Origin of the sequence: Frigoribacterium sp. CFBP 8759 (assembly GCF_014841655.1) — a bacterium.
Classification (GTDB): domain Bacteria; phylum Actinomycetota; class Actinomycetes; order Actinomycetales; family Microbacteriaceae; genus Frigoribacterium.
Genome location: NZ_JACYUH010000006.1, coordinates 55,220 through 81,595 on the forward strand (window position 1 = coordinate 55,220; position 26,376 = coordinate 81,595).

Annotated in this window: 24 protein-coding genes; 11 read left to right on the forward strand and 13 right to left on the reverse strand. The window is 73.8% G+C overall.

Annotated features, from left to right (window positions below):
• Positions 1-56 precede the first annotated feature (56 nt).
• Genes IFT79_RS15585 through IFT79_RS15600 form a run of 4 tightly spaced genes read left to right on the forward strand, consistent with a single transcriptional unit; the run spans position 57 to position 3,496 of the window.
• Positions 57-968 (forward strand): ABC transporter substrate-binding protein, encoded by a 912-nt coding sequence (locus IFT79_RS15585; RefSeq protein WP_192125220.1) that lies wholly within the window; start codon positions 57-59, stop codon positions 966-968.
• Positions 965-1,978, forward strand: coding sequence for an ornithine cyclodeaminase family protein (locus IFT79_RS15590; protein ID WP_192125222.1), 1,014 nt, complete (start codon positions 965-967; stop codon positions 1,976-1,978). The genes IFT79_RS15585 and IFT79_RS15590 overlap by 4 nt, the downstream gene beginning before the upstream one ends.
• Entirely contained in the window at positions 1,975-2,769 is a 795-nt protein-coding gene (locus IFT79_RS15595) for an aspartate/glutamate racemase family protein (RefSeq protein ID WP_233568429.1), read from the forward strand. The genes IFT79_RS15590 and IFT79_RS15595 overlap by 4 nt, the downstream gene beginning before the upstream one ends.
• A 28-nt stretch (positions 2,770-2,797) precedes the next feature.
• A complete protein-coding gene (locus IFT79_RS15600; protein WP_192125224.1) occupies positions 2,798-3,496 on the forward strand; it encodes a GntR family transcriptional regulator in 699 nt (232 codons plus the stop codon).
• A gap of 55 nt (positions 3,497-3,551) precedes the next feature.
• Here IFT79_RS15600 and IFT79_RS15605 read toward each other — a convergent pair whose 3' ends face one another.
• Positions 3,552-4,481 carry an NmrA family NAD(P)-binding protein gene (locus tag IFT79_RS15605; RefSeq protein ID WP_192125226.1) on the reverse strand — a complete coding sequence of 310 codons (930 nt, stop codon included), beginning with the start codon at positions 4,479-4,481 and terminating at the stop codon, positions 3,552-3,554.
• Between the two features lie 344 nt (positions 4,482-4,825).
• Between IFT79_RS15605 and IFT79_RS15610 the strand changes: the two genes are divergently transcribed.
• The gene (locus IFT79_RS15610) at positions 4,826-5,206 is read left to right on the forward strand and encodes a hypothetical protein (RefSeq protein ID WP_043597691.1); all 381 of its coding nucleotides are present in this window, start codon (positions 4,826-4,828) and stop codon (positions 5,204-5,206) included.
• A 166-nt stretch (positions 5,207-5,372) separates the two neighbouring features.
• On the opposite strand, the gene IFT79_RS15615 is transcribed toward IFT79_RS15610, so the two are convergent.
• The 4 genes from IFT79_RS15615 to IFT79_RS17015 all read right to left on the reverse strand — a co-directional run bounded on the left by IFT79_RS15615 (position 5,373) and on the right by IFT79_RS17015 (position 10,020).
• Positions 5,373-6,677 (reverse strand): PP2C family protein-serine/threonine phosphatase, encoded by a 1,305-nt coding sequence (locus IFT79_RS15615; protein WP_192125228.1) that lies wholly within the window; start codon positions 6,675-6,677, stop codon positions 5,373-5,375.
• Positions 6,678-6,849: 172 nt separating this feature from the next.
• Entirely contained in the window at positions 6,850-7,974 is a 1,125-nt protein-coding gene (locus IFT79_RS16770) for a nuclease-related domain-containing protein (RefSeq protein ID WP_192125230.1), read from the reverse strand.
• Between the two features lie 67 nt (positions 7,975-8,041).
• On the reverse strand, positions 8,042-9,310 hold the full coding sequence (gene chrA / locus IFT79_RS15625; RefSeq protein ID WP_446718866.1) for a chromate efflux transporter: 1,269 nt from the start codon (positions 9,308-9,310) through the stop codon (positions 8,042-8,044).
• 65 nt (positions 9,311-9,375) lie between these two features.
• Positions 9,376-10,020, reverse strand: coding sequence for a GNAT family N-acetyltransferase (locus IFT79_RS17015; protein ID WP_192125232.1), 645 nt, complete (start codon positions 10,018-10,020; stop codon positions 9,376-9,378).
• A 135-nt stretch (positions 10,021-10,155) separates the two neighbouring features.
• Here IFT79_RS17015 and IFT79_RS15635 point away from each other — a divergent pair, with 135 nt between their 5' ends.
• Entirely contained in the window at positions 10,156-11,466 is a 1,311-nt protein-coding gene (locus IFT79_RS15635) for an amidohydrolase (protein ID WP_082460113.1), read from the forward strand.
• 58 nt (positions 11,467-11,524) lie between these two features.
• On the opposite strand, the gene IFT79_RS15640 is transcribed toward IFT79_RS15635, so the two are convergent.
• The gene (locus IFT79_RS15640; protein ID WP_233568428.1) at positions 11,525-12,025 is read right to left on the reverse strand and encodes a MarR family winged helix-turn-helix transcriptional regulator; all 501 of its coding nucleotides are present in this window, start codon (positions 12,023-12,025) and stop codon (positions 11,525-11,527) included.
• Positions 12,026-12,085: 60 nt separating this feature from the next.
• On the opposite strand from IFT79_RS15640, the gene IFT79_RS16580 reads away from it, so the two are divergent.
• A complete protein-coding gene (locus IFT79_RS16580; RefSeq protein ID WP_342211872.1) occupies positions 12,086-13,447 on the forward strand; it encodes an FAD-dependent monooxygenase in 1,362 nt (453 codons plus the stop codon).
• A 240-nt stretch (positions 13,448-13,687) separates the two neighbouring features.
• Here IFT79_RS16580 and IFT79_RS15655 read toward each other — a convergent pair whose 3' ends face one another.
• The 4 genes from IFT79_RS15655 to IFT79_RS15670 all read right to left on the reverse strand — a co-directional run bounded on the left by IFT79_RS15655 (position 13,688) and on the right by IFT79_RS15670 (position 16,738).
• On the reverse strand, positions 13,688-15,133 hold the full coding sequence (locus tag IFT79_RS15655) for a PTS ascorbate transporter subunit IIC (protein WP_347342489.1): 1,446 nt from the start codon (positions 15,131-15,133) through the stop codon (positions 13,688-13,690).
• Positions 15,134-15,141: 8 nt separating this feature from the next.
• Entirely contained in the window at positions 15,142-15,444 is a 303-nt protein-coding gene (locus IFT79_RS15660; RefSeq protein ID WP_056044337.1) for a PTS sugar transporter subunit IIB, read from the reverse strand.
• Positions 15,441-15,896: a PTS sugar transporter subunit IIA gene (locus tag IFT79_RS15665; RefSeq protein ID WP_192125234.1), complete on the reverse strand. Its 456-nt coding sequence runs from the start codon at positions 15,894-15,896 to the stop codon at positions 15,441-15,443. The genes IFT79_RS15660 and IFT79_RS15665 overlap by 4 nt, the downstream gene beginning before the upstream one ends.
• Positions 15,897-16,006: 110 nt before the next feature.
• A complete protein-coding gene (locus tag IFT79_RS15670) occupies positions 16,007-16,738 on the reverse strand; it encodes a GntR family transcriptional regulator (protein WP_056227873.1) in 732 nt (243 codons plus the stop codon).
• A gap of 222 nt (positions 16,739-16,960) precedes the next feature.
• Between IFT79_RS15670 and IFT79_RS17020 the strand changes: the two genes are divergently transcribed.
• Entirely contained in the window at positions 16,961-19,072 is a 2,112-nt protein-coding gene (locus IFT79_RS17020; protein ID WP_192125236.1) for a transketolase-like TK C-terminal-containing protein, read from the forward strand.
• Positions 19,073-19,196: 124 nt separating this feature from the next.
• Here the strand turns inward: IFT79_RS17020 and IFT79_RS15680 are convergent, their stop codons facing one another.
• Both IFT79_RS15680 and IFT79_RS15685 read right to left on the reverse strand, forming a co-directional pair.
• The gene (locus tag IFT79_RS15680; RefSeq protein WP_192125238.1) at positions 19,197-20,462 is read right to left on the reverse strand and encodes a BMP family lipoprotein; all 1,266 of its coding nucleotides are present in this window, start codon (positions 20,460-20,462) and stop codon (positions 19,197-19,199) included.
• A 562-nt stretch (positions 20,463-21,024) separates the two neighbouring features.
• Complete coding sequence (locus IFT79_RS15685; RefSeq protein ID WP_342211873.1) at positions 21,025-22,653, reverse strand: ATP-binding cassette domain-containing protein; 1,629 nt, start codon at positions 22,651-22,653, stop codon at positions 21,025-21,027.
• Positions 22,654-23,159: 506 nt separating this feature from the next.
• Here IFT79_RS15685 and IFT79_RS15690 point away from each other — a divergent pair.
• Complete coding sequence (locus IFT79_RS15690; protein WP_192125249.1) at positions 23,160-23,651, forward strand: hypothetical protein; 492 nt, start codon at positions 23,160-23,162, stop codon at positions 23,649-23,651.
• Between the two features lie 175 nt (positions 23,652-23,826).
• On the opposite strand, the gene IFT79_RS15695 is transcribed toward IFT79_RS15690, so the two are convergent.
• Positions 23,827-24,243, reverse strand: a complete 417-nt coding sequence (locus IFT79_RS15695; RefSeq protein WP_056044345.1) for a hypothetical protein — start codon at positions 24,241-24,243, stop codon at positions 23,827-23,829.
• A 160-nt stretch (positions 24,244-24,403) separates the two neighbouring features.
• On the opposite strand from IFT79_RS15695, the gene IFT79_RS15700 reads away from it, so the two are divergent.
• Together IFT79_RS15700 and IFT79_RS17025 are read left to right on the forward strand one after the other, a co-directional pair.
• Positions 24,404-25,045, forward strand: coding sequence for a DnaJ family domain-containing protein (locus tag IFT79_RS15700; protein ID WP_192125251.1), 642 nt, complete (start codon positions 24,404-24,406; stop codon positions 25,043-25,045).
• A gap of 116 nt (positions 25,046-25,161) precedes the next feature.
• On the forward strand, positions 25,162-26,319 hold the full coding sequence (locus tag IFT79_RS17025; protein WP_192125253.1) for an NlpC/P60 family protein: 1,158 nt from the start codon (positions 25,162-25,164) through the stop codon (positions 26,317-26,319).
• Positions 26,320-26,376 lie beyond the last annotated feature (57 nt).

Here is a 26,376-nt window from a genome sequence, read left to right on the forward strand (position 1 = left end):
TGTCGCGGGTCGCCGACACCACCAGAACCGAACACCACCATCCCAGGAGGAACCCCATGGACCAGCTCAACGTCGCCGCCACGGCGAACGGCCTGAACTACCTGCCCGAGTACGTCGCCGACGTGGGCGGACTCTTCGCCGCCGCCGGCCTCGAGGTCACCGCCACGGCACGCGACCCGTGGACCGGAGTGCTCGACGACCTCGAGTCGGGCGCGGCCGACGTGGCGTTGGGCGGTCTGTGGGTGCCCGGCATGTACGCCGGCATGGACCGTCGCGTCACGGTCGTGGGACAGCTGAACCACCGCTTCCCCATGACGATCGTCGCCCGGGACGCCACGGGTCCGGTCGGTCTCGACTGGCTCGCCGGGAAGGTCGCCCTCGCCCCGGGGGCCGGCGGCAGCGCACCGTACGAGTTCACGGCGGGCCTCATCCGCGAGGCCGGTCTCGATCCGGCGGCCACCCGCTGGGTACGTGACCTGTCGACCGCCATGATGATCGAGCTCTACCGGGGCGGTCTCGGCGACGCCATCGTGCTCGACCTCCTGTCGGCGTCCGAGTTGGTCGCGGCCGGCCACGGCACGATCGTCTTCAGTCACCTCGCCGAGGGCGGCGTCATGCCGAACAGCGTCTACTACGTGCGCACCGACCGTGTCGACGAGATCGCGGACAAGGTCGAGCGCTTCGTCGGCGCCGTCGAGCAGGGCATGCGGAAGATCACGTCGGGCGACGCGGATGCCGAGATCAGCGCCGTCCTCGCCGCCCGCTGGCCCGAGAAGGACGCCGCGCTGCTCCGCTCGGCCGTCGAGCAGATGGCCGAGGGAGGCGTCTGGGACACGACCGAGATCGACGCCGCCGCCTCGGACCGCTGGATGCGCATCCTCGTCGACGGCGGCCTGATCGGACGCGCACCCACCCTGGACGAGCTCACCGGCGGCCACGCGGTCCGCACGGTGGGCGCCGCGTCGTGACGCTCGTCCTCGCCTCGACCGAGATCGCCGACCTGCTGTCCGGGGTCGACGCGTTCGCCGCCGTCGAGGCGGTGCACGCCGACCTCGGCACCGGGGCCATGGCGCAACCGGCCCCGGTGACGTTGGCCGGGTCGGACGACACGGTGTTCCTGCCCATGGCCGTGCGCTCGGATCGACTCGGCCTGGCCGCCGTCAAGCTGATGGCCGACGTCCCCGGCAACACCGCCCGGGGTCTGCCGTCCCAGCGCTCGACGATCGTCGTCTCGTCCGTCGAGACCGGTGAGTGCGTGGCCGTGCTGGACGGGGCCATGGTCACGCGGGTCAGGACGGCCGCCGCGTCCGCCGTCGCCACCCGGCACCTGGCACGTCCCGACTCACGCGTGCTCGGACTGGTGGGGGCCGGGAACCTGGCCGTCGAGCACGTCCGCGCGTTGCGGGCGGCCCGGGTCGCCCCGCAGTTGGACCACGTCGTGGTGTGGTCCCGCTCGTCGTCGACCGTCGACCGCTTCGTGGCCGCCGTGGGCGACTTCGCTCCCGGGCTCGCGGTGACGGTGGTGGACGACGTCCGGACCGTCGTCGAGTCCTCCGACGTGCTCTGCACCCTGACGCCCTCGGTCGAACCGATCGTCCGAGGTGCCTGGTTGCACGCGGGGCAGCACGTCAACGCCGTCGGGGCCCGACCGAGGCCGACCCACCGAGAGTTGGACGGCGCGGCCATGGCCCGGGGCACCCTCGTGGTCGACGGCGCCGCGACCGCCCGGGCCAAGTCCGGCGACCTGCTCGAAGCCCTCCGTGAGGGCGCCCTGCCGACCGACACGCGCCTCCGTGAGCTCGGCGAGATCGTGGCGGGCATCGCACCCGGACGGGTGTCCGCGCACGAGGTGACCGTGTTCGACTCGGTCGGACTCGCGGCGCAGGATCTGGCGGTGGCAGGTGCCGTCATCGACCTCGCCCGGGCCCGCGGGGTGGGTGACGAGCATCGCCTCGCACCCGTCGCGGTGTCGGCGTGACGGGCGGTGTCGGCGTGACGGGCGGTGCCGGGGTGGCCGGCGGTGCCGGCGGGCTCCGCATCGCCGTCGTCAACTGCAACACGACCGAGTCGATGACCGAGACGGCCGTCGCCCGTGCGCGACTCGCCGTCGGGCCCGGCACGACCGTCGTCGGCATCACGCCGAGCTGGGGCGTGGCCTCGGCCGAGGGGTGGTACGACAGCTTCGTCAGCGCGGCGGCCGTGCTGGACACCCTGGGCAGCTTGCCGGGCGACGTCGACGGGGTCGTCCTGGCCGGGTTCGGTGAACACGGCCGCGAGGGCGCCCGTGAACTGCTCGACATCCCCGTGGTCGACATCACCGAGGCCGCGGCGCACGTCGCCATGCTGCTCGGGCGGCGGTTCGGCGTGGTGACGACGGTGCGTCGCGCGGTCGGCCAGATCGCCGACAGCCTCACCACGGCGGGGCTGATGGAGCACTGCGTCGCGATCGAGGACACCGGCCTCGGCGTCCTCGAGCTCGAGGCAGACCCCGTGGCCACCGCCGAGGCCTTCGTCGCCGCGGGACTGCGCGCCGTCGCCCGCGGAGCGGAGGTGGTCTGCCTCGGCTGCGCGGGCATGGCCGGACTCGAGGAGCACGTCGGGGAGCGCCTCCCCGTTCCGGTCGTCGACGGCGTCGCGGCCGCCGCGTCGCTCGTCGAGACGCTCGCCCGGCAGAGGCTGACGACGAGCAAGATCGACAGCTACGCCACCCCGCTGGCCAAGGCGCGCAGCTGGCCCGGTCCGTCCCGGGCGGCGGCTCGTGTTGAATGAGGTGATCCCCCTCCGAACGGACCACGTCATGACCGCCGTCACCCCCGAGTCCTCCCTCGCCGAGCAGACCTACCGGACGCTCCGACGGCGGATCATCCTCGGTGACTACACCCAGGGCGCCCGGCTGGTCGAGGCGACCCTCGCGGCCGAGCTCAACGTGTCGCGCCTGCCCATCCGCGAGGCGTTGCCGCAGCTCGAGAACGAGGGTTTCGTCCGCACCCTGCCTCGACGGTCGTCCCGCGTCGTCGAGTGGACCGAGGCGGACATCACCGAACTGTTCGACGCCCGCCTGAGCCTCGAGACCCTCGCCGCCCGGCTGGCGGCCCGCGCGGCGGCGGGCGGTGCCTCGCTCGAACCCCTGCGGAAGGCGATCGCCGACGAGCACCGGGCGCTCGACGGCAACGACTGGCTCGAGGTCGCCGAGACGTCCACGGTCGTGCACGAGGTCGTCGTCCAGATCGGCGGCAGTGCCCTGTTGAACTCGCTGATGCGGGCCGTGACCGGTCGGATGACGTGGCTGTTCTACCTGACCTCGGCCCGTGACCAGCGTCAGCAGTCCGACGAGCACCACGAGATGCTCGAGGCCATCGGCGCCGGCAACGAGCGGCTCGCCGAGTCCATCGCCTTCACCCACATCGAGAAGGGGCGGGCACCGTCCCTGGGCCTGCTGACGCAGGCGACGACCGCCGAGGGCGACACCGGCGGCGGGCGGCTCACCCGGCCCTGAGGCGTGCTCGAGGCGGGCCGACGTCCGTCACCGACCCGCGCCTCCTGGTTCTCGGTCAGGCAGGGGTGGCGGTCACCGCCGCGGCACCGGTCCGCGTCGCGAGGACGTCGCGGACGGTCGTCCAGCGTGCGGGACCGTAGCGGTCTCCGTCGACGTGCCGCAGCTGTGCGTCGCCGCTGAACATGTTGACGAAGTACTGCATGCCCTGCCAGGCGGGGAAGGTGTCGTCGCCCTTCGACGTGCGACGCATGACGGCCGCCATCGCCGACAGGGTGCCGGTCGTGCCGGCCCACTGCGGCTTGAAGGACGTGCCGGTGAGCTCGCTCATCGTGCGGGCGACCTGGCGTGCCGTGACCCGGTCGCCGGCGACCTCCACGACGCGCGGCGCCTCGGGGTCGAGCGCGACCCGGGCGACGACGTGGGCGACGTCGTCCTTGGTCGTGAAGTCGAGCACCTGGTCGGCCGACGACCAGAACAGCACCCGCTTGCGGTCGAAGAGGACCAGGGGTGCGTCCCCGGTCAACAGGTCGGTGAACATGCCGTTCAGCACCGACGTCGCCCGGATCGGGGCCGCGTCGACGTCGGCCGCGAACTCGCGACGCAGTTCGAAGTTGCGGTTGCTGCCCGGCGGGATGCTGCGGTAGTCGGCCGAGTAGTCGGAGGGCACGAACCGGGGCACGCCCGCCGCGACGGCGGCCTTCAGGAGGGCGCGCTGCGCGTCGACGATCACGGCGCGGGTGCCGCTGACGGCGGACACGACGACGTCGGCGCCGCGGGCGGCGTCGGTCAGGGCGGGCACGTCCGTGTAGGAGGCGCGGGTCACCTCGACCCGGTCGTCGTCACCGAACAGCGTGGTCGCGCCGGTGTTGCCGGGGCGGGTCAGGACGCGCAGGCGCACGTCGTCCGTGGTGTCGCGGAGCAGTTCGCGGGCGATGCGCTGGCCGAGGTCGCCGGTCGCGCCGGCGAGGAGGACGGTGGTGGTCATGGGGGAGTGGCTCGTTCCGTCGGAGGGTCAGAGGCCAGTCTGCGCGCTCGACGGCGGTGCGGTGCGGTGCGGTGCGGCTGGTGGGGTCGGGTGCTGCGGATCGGCCGACACCGGGATGTGGGCACGACGCCAGGATGTGGGCACGACGCCAGGACAAGGGCTGGCGCTGTGCTCACATCCTGGCGTGGTGCGTGGTGCGTGGTGCGCAGAGGGAGGGGTCCTGGGGACGCGACCCGCGCCTCCTGCGGCCCGGCGGTGCGGGCCGTGCGCACCCTCATCATCCGGAGGGGAGCACGATGGCGGGGACCCGTGGCACCCGTGCACGGGCGAACGGAGAGAGCCGCATGAGCACCACCGACCCCGACGACTTCGTCACCCGCGCCGCACGACGGGCCCGTGAACTCATCGACACCTCCGACGTCGTGCCGCCCGTGGCCCGCGGTGCCCTGCACGACCTCGCGGGCCGGGCCGAGACCGTGGTGCGCGACGTCACCGACCGGGCCGGGTCGTCGGCCCACGACCTGGTCGACCGCGCCGAGGTGATCGCCGACCGGGCCGAGAAGACCGTGCGCGACGTCGCCGAGACCGTCACGATCGCCGCGATGGAGGCCACCGACCAGGCCCACCAGCGCTACCGGCGCCGCGCCCGCGTCACCAACGCCGTCGGCGCCACCGTCATCACCGGGCTCGTGGTCGCGCTGGTGGCGAGCAGGCGTCGGGGATAGCAGGCGTCGGCACCGGCGCCGCCGCCGAGCGGCCAGCCCGCCACCCCGCCACGAAGTCGACATCCCGCCACGCAAAAAGGTAGCGGGGTATGTACTTCGTGGCGGGCAGACCCTGAAGCGGTGCGGAGCGGTGTCCGACGGCGGGCGGGTGGCCAGGCCGCGGGGCTCAGGGACGCGCCGGCACCGACGTCGGCACGAGCGTCGTCGCGACCACGGTCACGTCGTCGCTGCGGTCGCGCTCGAGGGCGAGCCGCTCGACGACCTCGACGATGCGCGCCGGCTCGGGCGTCGCGGCGAGCAGTCGCTCGAGGTCGTGCAGCGCCTCGAGTTCGACGGGGAACAGGTCGAGCACGCCGTCGCTGACACAGACGAACACGTCGCCGTCGTCGAGCTGTGAGCGGTGCCGGTGCCAACCGGTGCCCACCCCGATGGGCAGGTCGGCCGAGTTCAGGCGGTCGACGGCCCCCGAGGCCCGACGGATGAAGGCCAGGCCGTGCCCCGCGTCGGCCCAGAGCACGCCGCCGTCGGCGTCGATGCGCGCATGGAACGACGTCGTGAACTGCGTCTCGGTGTCGTACGCGCTCGTCGTCAACCCCACGGAGGCGCGGTGGAAGGCCTCGGCCGGGTCACCGTCGTCGACGCTGCTGCGGATCACCGAGCGCACCGCCGCCGCGATCATGCCCGCGCCGACGCCCTTGCCCATGACGTCGCCGACGGTCACGGCGATGCCGGTCGAGGTCGGGTACCAGTCGAAGAAGTCGCCGCCGACCTCGCGGGCCGGCACGCAGGCCCCGAACACCGCGAAGGCGTCGGGCAGGGTCGAGGCGTCCGGCGGCAGCAGCGACTGCTGCACCACGGCGGCCCGGTTGAGCTCGCGCTCGAGGGCGTGCTGCTGGGCCCGCGCCCGCTCGAGTCGGGCCTTCGCCTGCCGGGCGAGTTCGTTGACCGCCGCGGCGACGGTCGCGTAGACGACCAGGGCGAACGCCAGCCGGATCAACTCGCTCGGGCCCCGACCGTCCGCGGTGAACAGGTACGGCAGCAGCAGGGTGACGGACGTTCCGACCAGGGGCAGCAGGACGTTGCGCCGACCGGGCCAGGACGCGACCCAGACGACCGCGAGCAGCACGATCGGCAGGAAGACCGATCGCTGGTCACCCGTGCCGTAGCGCAGCAGCCCCACGGCGACGAAGTCGGCCGCGGGCACCAGCAGCTCCCATCGCCGGAGCCGGGTGTGGCGGGCCATCGTGGCGGCGAACGCCAGGGCCGCGACGGCGACCGCCACGCCGAGCCACATCGTGACCGCGTCGGTGACGATCAGCCAGGGCAGGGTGGCGCTGAGCACCGCGGCCAGCGCGATCAGCAGGGCGATGAACGACTGGCGGAACAGCGGCACCTTCTCGACGGGCACGCGTCGCAGGGCCGTGTTGAGTGCCCGCCCGATCGCGTCGGCGCCCTCCGTCACGCGTCCCATGCCGGTCCCCTCGCCCCTGGATCGCCCGTCGACCACAGGTGTCGTCTTGTCTCGTCTCCCGACGACGCTACAGGGTGCCGCCGACGGGCCGCGGACCCGGGGAGGCGCGGTGTGGGCGGAACCGGCACCGTGCCTCCTGGGGGCGAGGCGTCGTCCACAGGCGACGCCTGTCTCACTCGGTCCGGTCGGACCCCTGGGCATCCTGGGCGGAGGAGGAGGAGGAGGAGGAGGAGGAGGAGGAGGCGGCGGCGGCGGCGGCGGTGGTGGCCGCGGCCTCCGACTCGCGGGCTGGGGCCGCCGCCTCGGGGGCCGTGGCCTCCGGCACCGACGCGACCCGCGCCTCCTGGGCGTGGGCGCCGAAGCGCAGCACGTCGGCGCCGTACGACGCGAACAGCCGGGCGAGGTCGTCGACCCGTGCCCGGGACAGCTTCTTCGTCGGACGCGAGGTCAGTTCGCGGACGACGCCCGCCAGCTGGGACCGGTGCGACACGATCACCGTGGCCGCACCTCCGTCGGTGGCGTCGCGCTCGGTCGCGAAGACCGTCGCGTCGCGGTGCGAGTAGAAGACGCAGGTGTCGAACCAGAGCCGGACGCCGGTCTCGGCCTGCACCCGGTCGGACAGCCGCTGCGCCTGGCGCCGCACCTGCGACGCGGGGGCCTCGCGGCCGAGGTGGGTGCGCACGGTCAGCACGGTGGGCGAGTCCTTGACGACCTGCAGCGCGAACGGCGGCGTCATCGTGCTCTCGTCGAACAGGCCCGCGAAGGCCGGGAACACGCTGCTCGGGGTCAGGCCGTCGAAGACGATGCCGTTCCAGCCCTTGTTCTCGATCACCATCACGCCGGTCTCGGCGAGCAGGACGTGGTCGACCTGCGCGACGAACCGCGAGGAGGCGCCGGTCGCCACGGGAACGAAGACCACGTTGGTCAGCAACACCGCGTCCACGCCCAGCTGTCGGCAGGTGTCGGCGATGTCGTCGCGCGAGGTGGCCTCCCACTTGAGGCCGGACGCCACGAGGTCGCGCGCCTGCTTCGCCTCGGTGAGGGCGGCCTGACGCTCGGCGCCCAGGGCGTCGCGCTCGCGGGCGTGGTCGGCGGCGGCCTTAGCGAGGGCGTCGTCGTGGGCCGCGGCGAGGGCCTCGTGCTGCTCGCGGGCGGCCCGGGCCTGCTCGTCGGCGGCCGCCTTCGCGGCGGCCAGGGCCCGCTTCGCCCGCGCCCGCAGCACGACGGCCACGACGATCAGGGCGACGAGCAGAACGGCGGCGATGATCCACGGGACGAGGCTCTGGTCGAACGGCATGCCTCCAGCAGAACACGGGGTGCGGGCGGCGCGAGGGTGCCTCGCCGGGCCCCGCCCGGTCGGGGGGTCAGGCGGGCAGGGCCCCGAGCAGCAGTCCGCCGGCCGCCGCCAGCGCGACGACGGCCCACGGCGGGGTCCGCCACACCACCAGCAGCACGAAGCAGACGAGCGCCAGGCAGAACGGCGCCACCCCGGTGATCGCGGTCGTGACGACGGGGTCGTAGAGGGCGGCGACCAGCAGGCCCACGACCGCCGCGTTGGCCCCGCGCATCAGGGCCCGGACCGGTGCCCGGCTCCCCAGGGCGTTCCAGAACGGCAGCACCCCGACGAGCAGGAGGAACCCAGGCGCGAAGATGGCGACGGTCGCGAGCGCGGCCCCGAGCGCGCCTCCCGGCCCGATGTCGGCCACGGTGCCGAGGTAGGTCGCGAAGGTGAACAGCGGGCCCGGGACGGCCTGGGCTGCGGCATAACCCGTCAAGAAGGTGTCGTCGTCGACGAAACCCGGCTCGACCAGGCCGGCGTGCAACAGCGGCAGGACGACGTGCCCTCCGCCGAAGACCAGGGCGCCGGCCCGGTAGAAGACGTCGACGAGCGCGATCGACCCCGACCCCGTCGCGGCGGCGACGGCGGGAAGGCCGACCAACAGGGAGGCGAAGGCCACGAGGCAGGCGACGCCCGCGGCCCGCGAGACGGGGAACCGGAGGGGCTCGGGATGGACGGCGGGCACCGCCGCTCCGGCCGTCGGGTCGGACCTCCGACAGAAGGCGAGCCCGGCCAGCACCCCCAGCGCGATCGCCGAGAGCTGCCCGGCCGGGCCGGCCAGCGCCAGCGCGAGGACGGCCGCGGTCACCGCGATGCTCGCCCGCGTCGGGTCCGGTGCCAGCGCGCGGGACATGCCGATCACGGCATGGGCGACGATCGCGACCGCGCCGATCCCCAGCCCCGTGACGATCGCCGAGCCCACCGGACCCTCGAACAGGCCGACGCCGGTGGCGATGACGAACATGATGAGTGCCGACGGCAGGGTGAACGCCACGAAGGCGACGAGCGCTCCGACGGGACCCGCCCGGAGCAGGCCGAGCCCGAACCCGACCTGGCTCGACGCCGGGCCGGGCAGGAACTGCGCGATCGCGACGAGGTCGCCGTACGCGGTGTCGCCGAGCCAGCGTCGTCTGCTCACGGCCTCGGCCCGGAAGTACCCGAGGTGCGCGACCGGCCCGCCGAACGACGTGACCCCGAGCACCGAGAACGCCGCCAGCACCTCACGGACCCGGGCCGGGCCGGGGCTCGACGGCTTCTCGGGTCGGGCCGTCGGATCGGGTGCGCGCTCGGTCACGAGGTCATCGTGGCAGGTGACCGCCCCGCGCGGTACCGCGGCCACCGAAGAGGAGGCGCGGGTCGTCACCCCGGGAGGCCGCGACCCCGCCAGGTCCCCAGCTCGGCGACCTCGCGCCAGCCGAGGCTCTCGTAGAGGCGGCGACCGTCGACGCTCGCGAAGAGCAGACCCGTCGTCGCTCCCCGGTCGGCGGCCCCGTGTTCGAGGCCGGCCATGACGCGGCTGCCCAGCCCGCGCCTCCGGAAGTCGGGTTCGGTCGCGATGCGGTCGAAGACGACGTCCTCGCCGACGACCGCCGCCTGGCCGCGGGCGGCGACGACGCCGTCGACCTCGACCCGGACGTGCACGACCCGACCGTCGCCGTCGCCGTCGACGATCACGCCCGCGGGCAGCGGCCGCGCCGACACCTGGCTCGTCATCATCCGCTCGGCGTGCGTCACGGCGTCGAGCCGGGCCAGGGTCGCGCGGGCGACGTCGTCGAGGGGGCCGATCACCGACAGCCAGACGTCGGGCGCGGTCGTCTCGTCGACGAGGCGGGTGAGCTCGTCCGGGGTCGGCCGGCCCACGATCCGTTCGACGGCGCGGGTCGCGGCGGCGACGTCGACCCGCCAGGCGTCGCCGTCGCGGTGACGGGCGGCGCCACGCGAGAGCGCCCAGCCCTCGACCCACCGGTCGACGAGCGGGATGAGGCCGTCGGTCGTCTCGATCACCCCTCGAGCGTAGGCCGGGTCGGCGACCACGAGGGGCGGCGAGAGGGCGGCGGGCACGTGGCACGTGGCGAGTGACGGGGGTGGTGGGTAGCGTCGTCGCCACGAACCACCCACGCACCACCAGAGGAGCACCTCATGACCTCGACCGGCACCGACCAGCCGCGCCCCCTCCCCGACGACGTCCGGCCGCCCGCCGTGGGCGCCCCGCTCGACGAGTTGTACCGGCATCTCCACCGACACCCCGAGTTGTCGTTCCACGAGGACGCGACGGCCGCGATCGTCGCGGCCGAGCTCACCGCCCTCGGCTTCGAGGTGCACACCGGCGTCGGGGGCACGGGTGTGGTCGGCGTGTTGCGCCGCGGGGACGGCCCGACCGTGCTGCTGCGCGCCGACATGGACGGACTGCCCGTCGCCGAGGCCACCGGCCTGGACTACGCCAGCACGGCCCGAGGCACCGACCCCGACGGGCGCGACGTGCCGGTGATGCACGCCTGCGGTCACGACGTGCACGTGACCTGCCTCGTCGGTGCCGCACGCCGACTGGCGACCGGCGACACCTGGTCGGGCACCCTCGAGGTGCTCTTCCAGCCCGCCGAAGAGCTCGGTGCCGGCGCCCGCGCGCTCGTCGCCGACGGGCTGCTCGACCGCGTCCCCACCCCCGACGTCGTCCTCGGCCAGCACGTCGCGCCGTTCCCGGCCGGTCTCGTCGCCCTGCAGTCCGGCCCCGCCTTCGCCGCGCAGGACGGCATCCGCATCACGTTCCACGGCCGGGGCGGCCACGGATCACGCCCCGACACGACGGTGGACCCGATCGTCATGGCCGCGGCCGCGGTGCTGCGATTGCAGACGATCGTCTCGCGCGAGACCGCTGCCGCTGATCGGCTCGTCATCACCGTCGGGTCGATCCACGCGGGCACCAAGAACAACGTGATCCCCGACACCGCCGAGATCCTGATCAGCATGCGGTCGTTCGACGAGCACGTCCGAGAGCGGGCGCTCGCCGCCGTCACGCGAATCGCCGAGGGCGAGGCCGCGGCGGCCGGCGCACCGCAGCCGCCCACCGTCGAGCACTACGAGAGCTTTCCGGCCGTCGTGAACGACCCGTCCGCGGCGGACCGCACCCGCGCCTCCTTGGTGCGTCGTTTCGGCGAGCAGCAGGTCATCGCTCCCGGGCCGGTGACGGGCAGCGAGGACGTCGGCATCCTCGCCACCGCGGCCGGTGCGCCGTGCAGCTTCTGGCTGCTCGGGGGTGCCGACCCCGCGTCGTTCGCCGAGGCGACGTCGGCCGCGGACGTGCCGCGGATCGTGGCTCAGCTGCCGTCGAACCACTCGCCCCTCTATGCGCCGGTCGTCGAGCCGACCCTGACGAACGGCGTGGACGCACTCGTCGCGGCGGCCCACGAGTGGCTGGCGGATCACGGTGCGTCAGGAGGCGCAGGGCACTGAGCGCACGGCCGCGCGCCTCGGTACGTCGTGAGGTCTCGTCGACGAGCTCAGGGCGGCCTCAGGGCGTCGCGTCGTCGTACACGGCGATCAGTCGGTCGAGGAAGCCCTGCACGACCGCCCGCTCGGCCTCGTCCATGCCGTCGACGAGGTGCTCGATGCCGTCGATCATCGGCAGCACCTGCTCGTAGGCCCGGTCGGCCGAGGCTTGCTCGGCCGTGACGATCAGCTTGCGGCCGTCGGAGGGGTGTCGCTCGCGCCGCACGTGACCGGCCGACTCGAGGCGGTTCAACACGAGGGTCATCGCGGCCGTCGACACCTCGACGCGGCGCGCCAGCTCGCTCGGGGTCGCCGGGCCGGTCGTGATCAGGTGGTCCATGGCGTCGAGCCCGGCCCGGTCGACGCCGAGACGCTCGGCCAGGTGCCGCTCGAAGCGCTGCTGCCGGACGGCCACCTGCTGCACGCGGGCACGGATGTCGTCGGCGGGCAGCTCGCGACCGTCACGCCGGGCCCGGGTGCGGTCGTCGCGATCGGGGCGGTCGCGGGGGTCGATGTCGGTCACCACTCAACGATAGCCGTGTAGATTGCCAATATCGTTGATAATCAATCCAGGGAGCAATTAGTGACCATCCCCACCACGCGCACCCGCGTCCTCGTCTCGGGTGCCAGCATCGCGGGGCCTGCCCTCGCCTACTGGCTCGACCGATACGGCTTCGAGACGACGATCGTCGAACGGGCCCCCGAGCTGCGGACCGGCGGGCAGAACGTCGACGTCCGCGGTGCGGGCCGCGAGGTCGTGCGCCGCATGGGCCTCGAGGACGACGTCCGCGCCGCCACCACGGGTGAGGTCGGCACCCGGTTCGTCGGGCCGACGGGCCGCACGGTCGCCGAGTTCCCGGCCGGCACCTCGGACTCCGGAGGCGCGACCGCCGAACTCGAGATCCTGCGGGGGGACCTCGCGCGGCTCCTCGTCGGGCGCACCACGAGCGACGGCCGGGGTCGTGGCACCACGTACCGCTTCGGCGACCGCATCACCGGCATCCGGGAGGACGGCGGGGTCGGGGTCGGCGGCGGGGTGGGGGCCGCCGGCGCCGCCGCTGATGCCGCCACGGGAGGCGACCCGACGACCACCGCGGCCTCCGCGCTCGCCGGCACCGCGCCTCCCGGATCCGGCTCGCGGCGCGTCGTCGTCTCGTTCGAGCACGCTCCCGACGAACGCTTCGACCTCGTGGTCGCCGCCGACGGCATCGGCTCGTCGACGCGGCGCCTGGTGTTCGGCGACGAGCCGACGATCCGGTCGCTGGGGCTCGAGACCTCGTACGCGACGATCCCGCGCACGGCCGCAGACGACGACTGGTGGCGCTGGTACAACGCCGCCGGGGGGCGCTCGATCACCCTGCGGCCCGACCCACACGGCACGATCCGCGCCGCGATGTCGTTCGTCACCGACCGCGCCCGAGAGCGGGGCGGGGCCGAGCGCCGCACCGTCGCGGAGCAGCGGGCCCGACTGCACGAGATCTTCGACGACGCGGGCTGGGAGGCCCGACGCGTGGTCGACGGCTTCGACCACGCGGACGACCTCTACTTCGAGTCGATCGGGCAGGTGCAGGCGCCGCGCTGGTCGTCGGGCCGGGTCGTTCTGCTCGGCGACGCCGCGTACTGCGCCTCGCCGGTGAGCGGCATGGGCACGAGCCTGTCGCTGGCCGGGGCGTACGTGCTGGCCGGCGAGCTCGCCTCGCACCGACACCACCGCGACGCCTTCGCCGGGTACGAGCGGCTGATGCGGCCCTACGTCGAGCAGGCGCAGCAGCTGCCGCCGGGGGTGCCGCGGGTCGCCAACCCGAGGTCCCGCGCGGGCGTCGCGGTGTTCCACGCCGGGGTGCGGCTCGCGTCGACCCGGGTCGCGGGTCGGCTCGGCGCACGCTTCTCCACCCCGCCGGCCGACGCGCTCGACCTGCCCGACTACGCACACCTCGAGCCCTGAGGCCCTGACGCTCCCGTCGAGTGGTCCCGGATCGTCCTCCACCCCGCCGGGAAGGACGATCTGGGACCACTCGACCGAGCAGTCGGGACGAGGAGGCGCGGTGCAGGCGTCCGACGGAGGGCCCGGACACGAGCGGCGCGGCCCGGACGTGCAGGACGGGCGGGCCCGGGGGAGGCGGGCGTCCGGAGACGCCCGCTCACACCGGACCCGCCCGTCCTGGCAGGAGGTCGGCCGGCCGGCCTAGCGGGCCGAGGCGGTCTCGCCGACGCGCGTGCCGTCGGCGTCCGTCGGAGCATCGGCGGAGCCGTCGCCGGCACCGCCGTCGCGGCCGCCGGCCCGGCGGGCACGGGCCCGCACGAACAGGCTCGACGCGTAGACCAGCACGAGCGAGGCGAGGATCGCGACGATGACGGCGATCTGACCGCCGGCCAGGCTGATCTGGCCGAACAGGATGCCGACGACGCCGTAGTCCGAGTCGGAGAACGTCGAGTTCGACAGTCCGATGTCGCCGAGCACCGGCAGCAGGAACAGCGGCAGGAACGTGATCGCGAGACCGTTGGCGAAGGCACCGAGCACGGCACCGCGTCGACCGCCCGCGGCGTTGCCGATGACGCCCGAGGCGGCTCCGGTCATGAAGTGCGCGACGACGCCGGGGATCACGATGGCGGTGCCGGCGAAGATCATCACCGACATGCCGACGATGCCGCCGACGAAGCTCGCGAGGAACCCGATCAGCACGGCGTTCGGGGCGAACGTGAAGGTGATCGGGACGTCGAGTGCGGGGATCGCGTTCTTGACCAGGCGCTCGCTGATGCCCTTGAACGCGGGCACGATCTCGGCCAGCACGACGCGCACGCCGGCGAGGATCACGAAGACGCCCGCCGAGAAGGTCGCGGCCTGCATGACGACGTAGACGATGTAGTTCTGGCCGTCGCTCAGCTCGGTCTCGACGAAGGCCGACCCGGCGAACAGGGCGACGATCACGTAGATCACGGCCATCGACAGGGCCACGATCACCGTGGTGTCGCGCAGGAACCCGAGCCCCTTCGGGAACGTGATGTCTTCCGTGGACTTCGACCGGGTGCCCTTGCCGCGGGTCAGCGTCGCGACCAGGCCGCTCAGGGCGACGCCGGCACCGCCGGTGTGGCCGAGGGCGACGTCGTTCGAGCCGGTGACCTTGCGCATGAAGGGCTGCACGATCGCCGGCGACAGCGTCGTGACGAGACCCTGCAGCAGCGCACCCCAGAGCACGACGCCCCAGACCGGGAACCCGGCGACGCCGAGGATCACGGCGATCATCGCCGCCATGTAGAAGGCGACGTGGCCCGAGAGGTAGATGTACTTGAAGTGCGTCGTCGCGGCCAGCAGCACGTTGACGATGAACCCGAAGAAGAAGATCAGCGCGGCGGCCGAGCCGTAGTCGAGCAGCACCTGGCCGACGATGGCCTCGTTGTTCGGCACGACGCCCTGGACGTCGAACGCCTCCTGGAACATGGCGCCGAACGGGTCGAGCGAGGCGACGACCACGCCGGCTCCGGCGGCCAGCACGAGGAACCCGACGAGGGTGCGCACGGTGCCCTTGAGCACGTCGCTGAACGCCTTACGCTGCAGCAGCAGCCCGACGAGCGAGATCAGCGCGACGATGATCGCGGGCTGGCGGAAGACGTCCAGCAGGACGGAGAGCACGCCCTCCATCAGTTGGCCCCGGCGTCGGGCACGGTCACGCCCTTGCGCACGGCGGTCTCGCGCACCTTGGTGCGCAGCTCGGCCAGGTCGATGATGCTGTCGAGCACCACGACGTCGCCGAGGCCGCCGACCGAGTCGGCCAGGTCGGCGCCGACGAAGATCACGTCGGCGGCACCCGGGCCGACCGAGCCGAGGTCGGCGTGGTCGACGTCGACCCCGGTGATGCCCTGCTCTTTGAGGACCTTCTCGATGTTCATGTGGACCATGAAGCTCGAACCGAGGCCCGAGCTGCAGACGGCGAGGAATTTCATGCGTTCTGTCCGATCTTGGTGAGGACCGCCAGGATGTCGGCGGGGGTGGAGGAGGCGAGCAGCTCGGCGCGGAGCGTCTCGTCGGAGAGCAGGGTGGCGAGGGCCATCATCGTGTCGAGGTGGCTCTGGGGGTCGGTCGCGGCGAGGCAGAAGAAGAGGTCGATCGGGTGCGCCGCGTCGTCGTTCAACAGCACCGTCTCGCCGACGCGCAGGCTCGAGAGCCCGGTGCGCTCGACGCCGTTCTCGGGCCGGCTGTGCGCGAGGGCGATGCCGAAGCCCAGGTCGATGTAGGTGCCGCCCGCGGCGATCGAGTCGGTCATGGCCGCGACGTAGTGGCTGCTGATGGCGCCGTTGTCGAGCAGGGGCTGAGCGACGCGTTCGACGGCGTCGCGCCAGCCGTCGACGCGGTCGGCGAAGAGGATGGTCTCGGGGGTGAGGAGGTCGGTCAGCACTGTCGTTCCTGGTGGGGGTCGGTGACGTCGGCGTCGGGACGGGCGTCGGTTGCGGTGGTGGGGAGGGGGTTCAGGAGGCGCGGCTCGGCGGGCGAGGCGCGCCCGGTCGGTCAGCCGTGCAGGCCGAAGAAGATCTCGCTGTTCTGCGGGGTGAAGTGGCTGGTCCCGTACGCGACGGCCCGCTCGTCGCCGTCGAACACGGTCGACGCGATCTTCAGCAGGGTCGTCCCGAGGGGGACGTCGAGTTCGTCGGCGTGGAGGGTGCTGGCCCCGTCGAGCGAGACGAGCAGGTCCTGTCGGGCGAGCGTGACGCCGTGCTCGCGGTCGAGGTGCCCGTAGAGCGAGCCGTCGGTGAAGTCGACGGTCGCCGTCTCAGGGAAGAGCGCGTGCGGCAACCAGGTCACGACGAGGTGGTGCAGCGAGCCGTTGACGAAGCGCAGGCGGGTCAGCTCGACGACCTCGTCGGCCGAGTTGATGTCGAGGTGGCTCGCCACCGTCTCGCCGGCCCGGACGACCTTCTGGTCGAGCACGCGGGTGCTGACCGCGAAGCCCTCGCCCGTCTGCTGCGCGTGGAAGCCCTTGACCTCGTCGGCGAAGCGCTCGCGGTAGTGCAGGCGGTACTGCGGCTCGGTGACGAAGGTGCCCCGGCCGTGCTCGCGCACCAGGTGGCCGTCCGCGATGAGGCCGTCGACCGCGTGCCGCAGCGTGATGCGGCTGACGCCGTACTCGTCGCAGAGGACGGGCTCGGCGGGCAGCTGCGACCCGGGCTCGAGCTTCTGGATGCGGGACAGCAGGTGCTCGCGCACGGCCACGTACTTGCTCGTGCCGCTCGTGGTGCTCATCTGGTGCCTCCGCGCCGTTGCTGAAGTGGGTGGTGCCCGCCCGACGACGCCAGGTCGTCGAGTCGTCAGGTCGTCAAGTCGTCATGATGACTTCGACGAGGGTACGTCTCGCCGACCACCGGTGCAAGTCGATAGTCGTCTTGATTCATCATGACGTCCTGATGACCGACGCTACGGTCGTCGGAGACCCAGCCCGCCCCTCCCCGAACCGGAGCCCCCCACGTGACCCATGCTCTCAATCAGGCCACTCTCGACGCCGCCGCCGCCGTCACCACCGCCCGCCTGCTCGCCCTCGACGCCGTCGAGCGCGCCGGGTCCGGCCACCCGGGGACGGCGGCCGCGCTGGCCCCCGTCGCGCACCTCCTCTTCCAGAAGCACCTGCGGCACGACCCGCAGGCACCCGACTGGGCCGGCCGCGACCGGTTCGTGCTGAGCTGCGGGCACGCGAGCGTCCTGCTCTACACGCAGCTGTTCCTCACCGGCTACGACGTGTCGCTCGACGACCTCAAGGCGTTCCGGTCGTTCGGGTCGCGCACCCCCGGCCACCCCGAGCTCGGCCACACCCCCGGCGTCGAGACCACGACCGGGCCGCTCGGGCAGGGCCTCGCCACGGCCGTCGGCATGGCGATGGCGATGCTGCACGAGCGTGCCGTCAACGACCCCGACGCCGCCCCGGGCGAGTCCGTCTTCGACCGCCGCGTCTTCGTGCTCGCGTCCGACGGCGACCTGCAGGAGGGCCTCTCGTACGAGGCCGGTGCGCTCGCCGGACGTCACCGCCTCGGCAACCTGACGGTGGTCTACGACGACAACGACATCCAGATCGAGGGCGACACGAGCCTCACCTCGAGCGAGAACGTCGGCGCCCGGTTCGCCGCGCAGGGCTGGCGCGTCGACCACGTCGGACTCGCCCCGGACGGCGACGTCGACGTCGAGGCCCTCGACGAGGTGCTCTCGACGACCGACCGCCGGGGCGACCGCCCGCACCTCGTGGTGCTCAAGTCGCAGATCGCCTGGCCCGCGCCGAACGCCCGCAACACCTCGGCCTCGCACGGCGCCCCGCTCGGTGCCGACGAGGTCGCCGCGACCCGGGTCGAGCTCGGCGTCGACTCCGAGCCCTTCACCGTGGACGACGCCGTGCTCGCCCACACCCGGTCCGTGCTCGAGCGGGGCCGGGCCGCCCGCGAGGCCTGGCAGGTCGCCGCCGACGCCTGGGAGGCCGCCCACCCCGCGGCCGCCGCCGAGCTGCACCGCTCGCGGTCGCGCACCCTGCCCGCGGACCTCGGGTCGCGCCTCCCCGTCTTCTCCCCCGGCGACACGCTCGCCACCCGCGACGCGTCGGGCACGGTCATCCAGGCGCTCGCCGAGGCGCTGCCCGAGCTGTGGGGTGGTTCGGCCGACCTCGCCGAGCCCAACCGCACGGCGATCGCAGGAGGCGCGTCGTACCTCCCCGAGGAAGCCCCCGGCACCGGCCGCGCCGGTCGCAACGTCCACTGGGGCGTGCGCGAGGGGGCGATGGCCTCGGCCATGAACGGCATCGCGCTGATCGAGGGCTCGCGGTTCTTCGCCGGCACGTTCCTCGTGTTCAGCGACTACCAGCGCCCGGCGATCCGGCTGGCGGCGCTCATGCAGCTGCCGGTCACCTACCTCTGGTCGCACGACTCGGTCGCCCTCGGCGCCGACGGGCCGACCCACCAGCCGATCGAGCACCTGGCGAGCCTGCGCGCGATGCCCGGGTTCTCGGTCGTGCGCCCGGCCGACGGTGCCGAGACCGCCGCCGCCTGGCTGGCGATCCTCGAGAAGGACGGCCCGGCCGGTCTGGTCCTGGCCCGACAGCCGCTGCCGGTCGCGGCGACGCCCGCCGACGTGGTGCGTGCGGGTGTGCGCCGCGGGGCCTACGTGGTGCAGGACGGTAGTGCTGCGGCTGCGGGCACCGGCACGACCGATGCCGGCGCGCCCGACGTGGTCGTCGTCGCCACGGGCAGCGAGGTCGCCCTCGTGCTCGAGGCCGTCGCGCGGATCGACGACCTCGCCGTGCGCGTCGTGTCGATGCCCTGCCGCGAGTGGTTCGACGCCCAGCCCGCCGAGTACCGCGAGCAGGTGCTGCCCCGCGCGGTGACGGCCCGGGTCGTGGTCGAGGCGGCCGCGAGCTTCGGCTGGGAGGGCGTCGCCGGCCCCGACGGCGTGGTCGTCGGCATCGACGAGTTCGGCCTGTCGGCCCCCGCGGCCGACGCGCTGCGCGAGCGCGGCATGACGACCGACCGCGTCGTCGCCGCCGTTCGCGGGGCTGCCGCCCGGGCTGCTGCCGCCCGGGCGGCGACCTCCGTCGCTTCCTGACCCGCGCCTCCTCGTCCTGGCCCGCGAGTGGGCAGAAGGTGCTGCTCGGCTCGCGCTGAAGAGCATCTTCTGCCCACTCGGCGGGGCGGCAGGGGTCGCTGCCGGGCCCGAGCCCGGGACCGGCCTACGGCTGGCTGGGCGAGGTGACCGTCACGGCTCCGCTGGCGATCTGGTCGCGCAGGGCGTCGAGCTCGTCCGACAGCTCGGGGCTGACCGACGACGCCAGGTCGTGGAACGGCGCGAGGCCGACGCCGCCGTTGTCGAGCGTGCCGACGTAGGGCTCGTTGGTGAACGAGTCGTCGGTCGACGAGACGGCGATCTGCTGGACGGCCTTCTCGGTGTCCTTGATGACGCTGGTCAGCACGATCGGCCGGTACTCGGCGGGCAGCGTGTCGTAGCCGTCGTTGTCGACCCAGATCACGTCGACGCCGCCCGTGGCGAGCGCGGCCGACGCCGCCCCCTCGCCGACCTGCCCAGCCACCGGCATGATCACGTCGGCACCCTGGTCGATCAGCGCCTGGGCGAGCTGCTTGCCCTTGTTGACGTCCTCGAAGTCGCCGGTGAACGAGCCGTCCTGCGCCTCCTTCGACCAGCCGAGCAGCTGCACGCTCGTGCCGTGCGCGGCGTTGTAGGCGTCGACGCCGTCCGCGAAGCCGTCCATGAACAGGGTGACCGGGGGCTGGTTGCCGCCGCCGAAGGTCGCGACCTTGCCCGTCTTGCTCACGCCCGCCGCGAGGTAGCCGGCGAGGTACGAGGCCTGCGCCGTGTCGAACAGGATCGGCTTGACGTTGGGGGCGTCGACGGTCTCGTCGACGATGGCGAAGTCGATGTCGGGGTTGGCCGCCGCCTGCTCCTCGGTGGCGGGGGCGAGCTCGTAGCCGACCGTCAGCACGAAGCCGCAGCCCGAGTCGACGGCCTGCGCGACGTTCGGGGCCAGGTCGTTCTCGGTCGTCGAGACGAGCACGCGGGCCTGGATGCCGTCCTCCTTCTCGGCCTTCTGCAGGCCGGCCCAGCTCGACTGGTTGAACGAGCGGTCGTCGAGCCCGCCCGAGTTCGTCACCATCCGGGCGCAGTCCTCGCCCGCGGCGGAGGTGCCCGAGGCGGCCGTGTCGGACGGGGCGCTGGCACAGCCGGCCAGCAGCGCGAGACCGGCGAGGCCGCCGGCGACCCCGAGGAGGCGCGGGCGGCGGAGTCGGGACGACGAGCGGCTCCCGGCGCGGGCGGCCCCGAGGCGGGTGCTGCCGAGGCGGGTGCTCGGGCGGGGTGCGGGTGCCGCGGGTGCTGCGGCTGCTGAGGAGCGAGCGGACGCGGCGGGGTGCGCGGGTGCGGCGGGGCGTGCGGACGCGGCGGGGTGCGCGGGTGCGGCGGAGCGCGAGGGGTGGACGGACATGAGGCGGGACCTCCGGGAACGGGTGTGCTGTGGGGGTGCCGGCGGTGCGGGCCGGGCGGGTGGACACAGTCAACTGCCTGCGGGCCTCCGTGCCAAGCGTGTGACGGGGGCGGGCTCCGTCGGCGGCCCGACCCGCGCCTCCTGTGTTCGCCCGTCCGGCCCGCGCCGCGCCTCCTGCTCTCGCCGCCACGAAGTAAACATGCCGCCACTTTTTCTCGTGGCGGGGTGTTTAGTTCGTGGCGGGCTGGCGGCTACGGCGGACTGGCGGGCTCCGTCGGCGGCCCGACCTGCGCCTCCTGCGTTCGCCCGTCCGGCCCGCGCCGCGCCTCCTGCGTTCCTCGCCAGGAGATGGACACAGCGCCAGGACTAGTCATGGCGTCGTGACCACTTCCTGGCGCCGTGCGGCGGGCTGCGCCACACCTCCCTGCCCTCGCCGCCACGAAGTAAACATGCCGCCACTTTTTCTCGTGGCGGGGTGTTTAGTTCGTGGCGGGCTGGCGGGCTGGCGGGCTGGCGGGCTGGCGGGCTGGCGGGCGCCCGGCCCGGCGGCGGCGCCGCCGCCTCAGCGGACCTCGACCCGGGCGTCGAGCCCGAGCCGCTCGAGGAAGGCCTCGTCGTGGCTGACGATCACGAGCGCCCCGCGGTAGCCGCGCAACGCCTGGAGCAGGTGGTCGGTGCTCGCCATGTCGAGGTCGTTCGTCGGCTCGTCGAGCACCAGCAGTTCGGGCGGCGGGTCGGCGAGCAGCAGCCCGGCCAGCGCGACCCGGAACCGTTCACCGCCCGAGAGCGTCCCGCCGAGCCGGTCCACGATGTCTCCCCGGATGAGGAACCGCGCGAGACGGTTACGCACCTCGCGCGGAGGAACGTCCGGTGCAGCCCTCCGGACGTTCTCGAGCACCGTGAGTCCGTCGTCGAGCGAGTCCTTCTTCTGCCCGAAGTGGGCGACCCGACCGGTGAGCGCCACGGCGTGCGTGTCGGGCAGCGGATGCGGCCGCGCGTCCGGCGCACCGACGAGCTGCTCGAGCAGCGTCGTCTTGCCCGCCCCGTTGTCGCCGACGACGGCGATGCGCTCCACCCCCTGGACGACCACGGTGCGTCCCCGCACCGTCAGCTCGGCGAGGCGCCGGGACGCCGGGACCGCCGGGTCCGGCAGGTCGACCACGATCGTGTCGTCACGACGCAGACGTCGTTCGGCGGTGTCGACCGCGACCCGCGCCTCCTGCTCGGACGACGCGTGCGCCTTGCGCAGCGCGCCCGCCGTCGCCTCGGCCTGGCCGCGCAGCTGGTTCGCCATGATCTTCGGCATCGACTCGCCGGCCTTGGCTCCCGCCTTGGCCCGCCGCGCGATGGTCGTCTCGGCCTCGATGCGCTGCCTCCGCTCGGCCTTGAACACCTGCTCGGCGGCCCGGACGTCGCGCTCGGCCGCGGCCTGCAGCACCGCGAGCTGGTGCTCGTAGGCCGACCAGGTCCCGCCGAACACGGTCATCGAGCCGTCGCGCAGCTCGGCGATCTCGTCGACGTGCTCGAGCAGCTCGCGGTCGTGACTGACGACGACGAGCGTCCCCCGCCAGCGGTCGACCACGTCGAGCAGCAGGCCGCGCGATCGTCGGTCGAGGTCGTTCGAGGGCTCGTCGAACACTGCGATCGGCCGACCCCGCAAGCGCACGCCGGCGATGGCGACGAGCACGGCCTGCCCTCCGGACAGCGTCGACACCGGGCGGTCGAGGACGGTGCCGGTGCCTGTGCTGCTGGTCCCGGTGCTGGTGCGGCCACCGCCGTCGAGGTGGCCCAGCCCGACGTCGGCGAGGGCCGCGGCGGCGCGCGACTCGACGTCCCAGTCGTCGGCGAGCAGCTCGAACTGCCGTTCGGTCGCGTCCCCGGCGAGGATCGTCCGCAAGGCGAGGAGGCGCGGGCCGACCCCCAGCAGGTCGGCCACGGTGTCGTCGGCGCGGGACCGCAGCCGTTGCGGCAGCAGGTCGACCTCGCCGGTGGTCGTGAGACGTCCGCCGGTGGGGACGAGGTCGCCGGTGACGAGCCGGACGAGCGTGGACTTGCCCGCGCCGTTCGCGCCGACGAGGCCGGTGCGGCCACGGCCGAACGCGGTCGACAGGTGGTCGATGACCCCCGAGCCGTCGGGCCAGGAGAACGAGAGGTCGGACAGGACGATGGAGGGTGCGGTGATGGTGGGCACGAGGGCTCCCGGTGGATGGTGTCGGAGCACGACGACCACCCGTCCCTCGCCGGCGACGGAGGTCTGCTGCGGCGGGGGAGCGACCCGGCAGGAGGCGCGGCGCCTCGAGCGAGGCGGCGCCCGGTTCACGGGGCGGGCGGGTGTGGCGTCAGTGCGAGGGCGACTGCTGCGCGAGGGGCGCAGTACCGGTGATGAGACGCAACGCTCTGCCTTCTGTGCGGTGGGCCCCCGTGTCCGCGAGGGCGGTCGACCGGCCGGTGTGTCGGCCGCACCGGTGCCTGCTCTCGCGACGGGGTACCCCGCCACGGTAGGTCGTGCCCACGCCGGTCCGCAAGGGGCGGGTGCCGGGCGACCCGCGCCTCCTGCGCTCGCCGCCAGGAGATGGACACGGCGCCAGGAGATGGACATGGCGCCAGAACTAGTCATGGCGTCGTGCCCACATCCTGGCGTCGTGCGACGGGCCGACGGGTGCGGCGGCGTCCAGGCGGGCGGGGCACACTGTCGGCATGTACCGAGGCCTGCCGACCATCTCGTTGCCCGAACCCGAGCGTCCGCCGTTCGTCGATCGGCTGCGACGGGCGCTCGACCTGGCCGCCGCCGAGGAGAGCGGGCGCCTGCGGGTCGTCCACTCGTGGGTCGGCGACGAGGTGCCGGGCACGACCCTGCGCCGCGTCGGCTGGCAGACGCGCGTCCTGACGGTCACGGGCCCTCGGCGTGCACCCGTGGACGTCTGGTTCGACGCCGACGACGGTGACGTCAGCGTGATCGGCGACGTCTCGGTGCCCGACTGGTCCCTGCACGACGCCGAGGCCGAGTCGGCCTGCCTCGCGGCGTCCGGCCAGTTGCTCCACGACCTCGCCGCCGGGCGCCTGCCCCGCGGTCGCCGCTCGGACTTCGTCCGGTCGAGCACCGTGCTCGCCCTGCTCGGTGCGGGGGCCGTCGTCGGCGCGGTCGTCGTCGACGTGCTGCGCGCCCGTGGTCGCGGCCGCTCGCTCTGACACCCCGCGCCTCCCGACGTGGCGACTCGCGCCTCCTGACCTGGCGACCCAGGCCCCTTGGCCCGGCGACCCGCGCCTCCTGACCTCGCGATCGGCGCCTCCCGGCCTCGCGATCCGCGCCTCCTCGGGGTGTCCCGCACCGCGGGCGCCGCCAGCGTGCGCGCAGGACGAACGCCTAGCGGGCGTGCCGCTCGAAGAACGCCGTCGACGGCGGCAGCAGCATCAGCAGGCAGGCGATCAGCGCGCAGATCACGGACGCCCACTCGAGCACCCCGCCGCCGCTCGCCCCGCTCACGCCGCCCAGCACCTGCAGGATCGTCAGCACGAGCAGCACGGTGCGTGCCCAGCGGCGCCCGTCGCGCATCGACCGCACGACCGCGAGCTGCACCAGGGCGACCACGATCGCGAACACGCCGCCGGCGATGTCGGCTCCGCGCGGATCGGCGAGGGCCCCGCCGGACGTCGAGACCCGCGCCGGCCCGCCGAACAGCATCAGCAGGACGGCACCGACGACGCCCAGGGCGACGACGGCGATCCACAGGGCGTACGCCGCCGAGATCGTGCGGGGGGCGGGTGGGGCGGCGTCGCGCATCGGGCCTCCTCGATCGGCGGGCGGGGCCTCCAGGGTAGGCCCGGCCACCGTCGGTGGTGCGGCGTACCCTCGACGCCACGAACCCCGAAGAGCACGAACGACCAGGAGCGACGGCCGGGCGCCGTCCGCCGCCCCACGACGAGCGCAGGAGGCGCGGCGCATGGACCGAGAACCCGAACGACGACCGCAGGGTCGCGACCACCGCGTCGACGCGGCCCGCTACCGGGTCGACGGCGACGTGCCGAGCGACGACGCGCCTCGCGACACCCGCACGGCCGCCGAGATGCGGGCCTGGGCCCGCACCGCCATCGACCAGGCGATCGCCCGTGGCGAGTTCGACGACCTGCCGCTCGCCGGCAAGCCGCTGCCCGGCCTGGCCGGCGGCACGGTCGACCCCGACTGGTGGCTCCGCGGTCTGATCGAGCGCGAGGGGCTCACCGGGCTCGCCCCTCCGGCCCTGTCGCTGCGCGCCGAGAGCACGGGTCTGCACGCCGAGCTCGACCGGCTGCGTTCCGAGGCCGCCGTGCGGTCGCACCTCGAGGACTTCAACGCGCGCATCGTCGAGGCCAGGCGCCAGCTGTCCGGCGGACCCCCGGTCGTGACGCCCACGCGGGACGTCGACGGCGAGGTCCTGCTCTGGCACGAGAGGCGGCAGGCGCGCCGGGCCGCCGAGGCCGCCGCCGTGCCGCCACCACCCCCGAGCTGGCGCGAACGGCGGGCCCTGCGACGCGAGCTCAAGCGGCGCCGAGGCGACCCGGGACCGTCGTCCGGGCCGGGTGAGCCGCCGTCATCCGACGAGTGATCACCGCCTGGCCTCGTGACCTGTTCGTGATCTTTTTCCGACGAGAACTACACCTCGAGGATGATGCGCGCTAGGGTCGAGTGTTCGCACCACCCCCAGACGAGAGGACCGCACGCGTGACGAAGCCCGCCTCCCCGACCTCTCCGGATCAGGGTGGCGCGACGGCAGGTCACGTCGAAAGTGCTGATCAGCGTCAGGCTGGTCCGACCGGCGTCCGTCCGCTCGGAGAGCGTTCGGCCCGCCTCGCCCTCGAGCGTCGCGAACGCCGTGCCCGACGGGACGTCCTCCCCACCTCGCACCGTGAGTCCTTCGTCGAGTGCCCCGCCCTCGTCGGTGCTGCCGAGGCCTCGGTCGCCCCGCGCGTCCGACCCCGACGCGCCGACGCGCCGGTTCAGACCGGCCCCCTGCTCGGTCTCGAAGAGTCCGCCGCCTCGGCCAGCGCCGCCGCTCGTCCCGAGGACGCGGCCCGCGCCTCCTCGTCCACCGGCCACCCGGCACCTGTCCGTCCGTCGCGCCGCGCTCGCCGTGCCGCGGCCGTGGTCGCACGTCCCGCGTCGCCGACCCGTGCGGCCGCCGGCCGCCCCGGTGCGGCGCGCAGCGTCGGCACCGCCGTCAAGAAGCTCTCCATCGTCACCGCGATCGTCGGTTTCGCCGCCAGCGGCGTCCTCCCCTTGCTCGCGACCACCGGCGACGAGGCCCAGGCCGTCGCCGCGGGTGCGACGGCGCGGTCGTCGCTCGGTTCGCAGACGCTGTCGGTCGACACCGCCTCGCTGACGGACGAGTCCGACGAGACCGCCCGCGACGCCTACTCGGCCACGTCGATGGTCGACGTCGTGACGCAGAACCTGCAGAACCGCAAGGCCGCGGCGAACACGACCTACGAGGGGCCGACCACGGCCGACTACCTCGCGAACCCGCTCTACCCCGAACTCGACCGCGACCAGGTGCTCGCGGTCGCGCTGCAGTACATCGGCACGCCGTACGTGCACGGCGGCGAAGACCCCTCGAAGTTCGACTGCTCGGGCCTCATCACGTTCGTCTACGCGCAGTTCGGCATCGAGCTGACCCACTACGTGCCGACGCAGAACACCGAGGGCCGGACCATCCCCGAGTCCGAGGCGGTCCCCGGCGACCTCGTCGTGTTCGACAACCTGGCCCACGACGGCATCTACGCCGGCAACGGCATGATCCTCGACGCCCCGAAGCCCGGCGGCTTCGTCGACGTCCGCCCGATCTGGAACCAGGCGCACCACTTCGTCCGCATCGACGGCTGAGCCGTCCCTCGGGCTCGGCTGCGTCTGCCGCTCTGACGTCCTGATCTGACGACCCGC

Bases quoted from the DNA above. Each gene is read 5' to 3' on its own strand.
- IFT79_RS15585 (WP_192125220.1), top strand. From the start codon at position 57: ATGGACCAGCTCAACGTCGCCGCCACGGCGAACGGCCTGAACTACCTG.
- IFT79_RS15600 (WP_192125224.1), top strand. From the start codon at position 2,798: ATGACCGCCGTCACCCCCGAGTCCTCCCTCGCCGAGCAGACCTACCGG.
- IFT79_RS15605 (WP_192125226.1), bottom strand. From the start codon at position 4,481: ATGACCACCACCGTCCTCCTCGCCGGCGCGACCGGCGACCTCGGCCAG.
- IFT79_RS15610 (WP_043597691.1), top strand. From the start codon at position 4,826: ATGAGCACCACCGACCCCGACGACTTCGTCACCCGCGCCGCACGACGG.
- IFT79_RS15615 (WP_192125228.1), bottom strand. From the start codon at position 6,677: ATGGGACGCGTGACGGAGGGCGCCGACGCGATCGGGCGGGCACTCAAC.
- IFT79_RS16770 (WP_192125230.1), bottom strand. From the start codon at position 7,974: ATGCCGTTCGACCAGAGCCTCGTCCCGTGGATCATCGCCGCCGTTCTG.
- IFT79_RS15635 (WP_082460113.1), top strand. From the start codon at position 10,156: ATGACCTCGACCGGCACCGACCAGCCGCGCCCCCTCCCCGACGACGTC.
- IFT79_RS15660 (WP_056044337.1), bottom strand. From the start codon at position 15,444: ATGAAATTCCTCGCCGTCTGCAGCTCGGGCCTCGGTTCGAGCTTCATG.
- IFT79_RS15670 (WP_056227873.1), bottom strand. From the start codon at position 16,738: ATGAGCACCACGAGCGGCACGAGCAAGTACGTGGCCGTGCGCGAGCAC.
- IFT79_RS15680 (WP_192125238.1), bottom strand. From the start codon at position 20,462: ATGTCCGTCCACCCCTCGCGCTCCGCCGCACCCGCGCACCCCGCCGCG.
- IFT79_RS15690 (WP_192125249.1), top strand. From the start codon at position 23,160: ATGTACCGAGGCCTGCCGACCATCTCGTTGCCCGAACCCGAGCGTCCG.
- IFT79_RS15695 (WP_056044345.1), bottom strand. From the start codon at position 24,243: ATGCGCGACGCCGCCCCACCCGCCCCCCGCACGATCTCGGCGGCGTAC.
- IFT79_RS15700 (WP_192125251.1), top strand. From the start codon at position 24,404: ATGGACCGAGAACCCGAACGACGACCGCAGGGTCGCGACCACCGCGTC.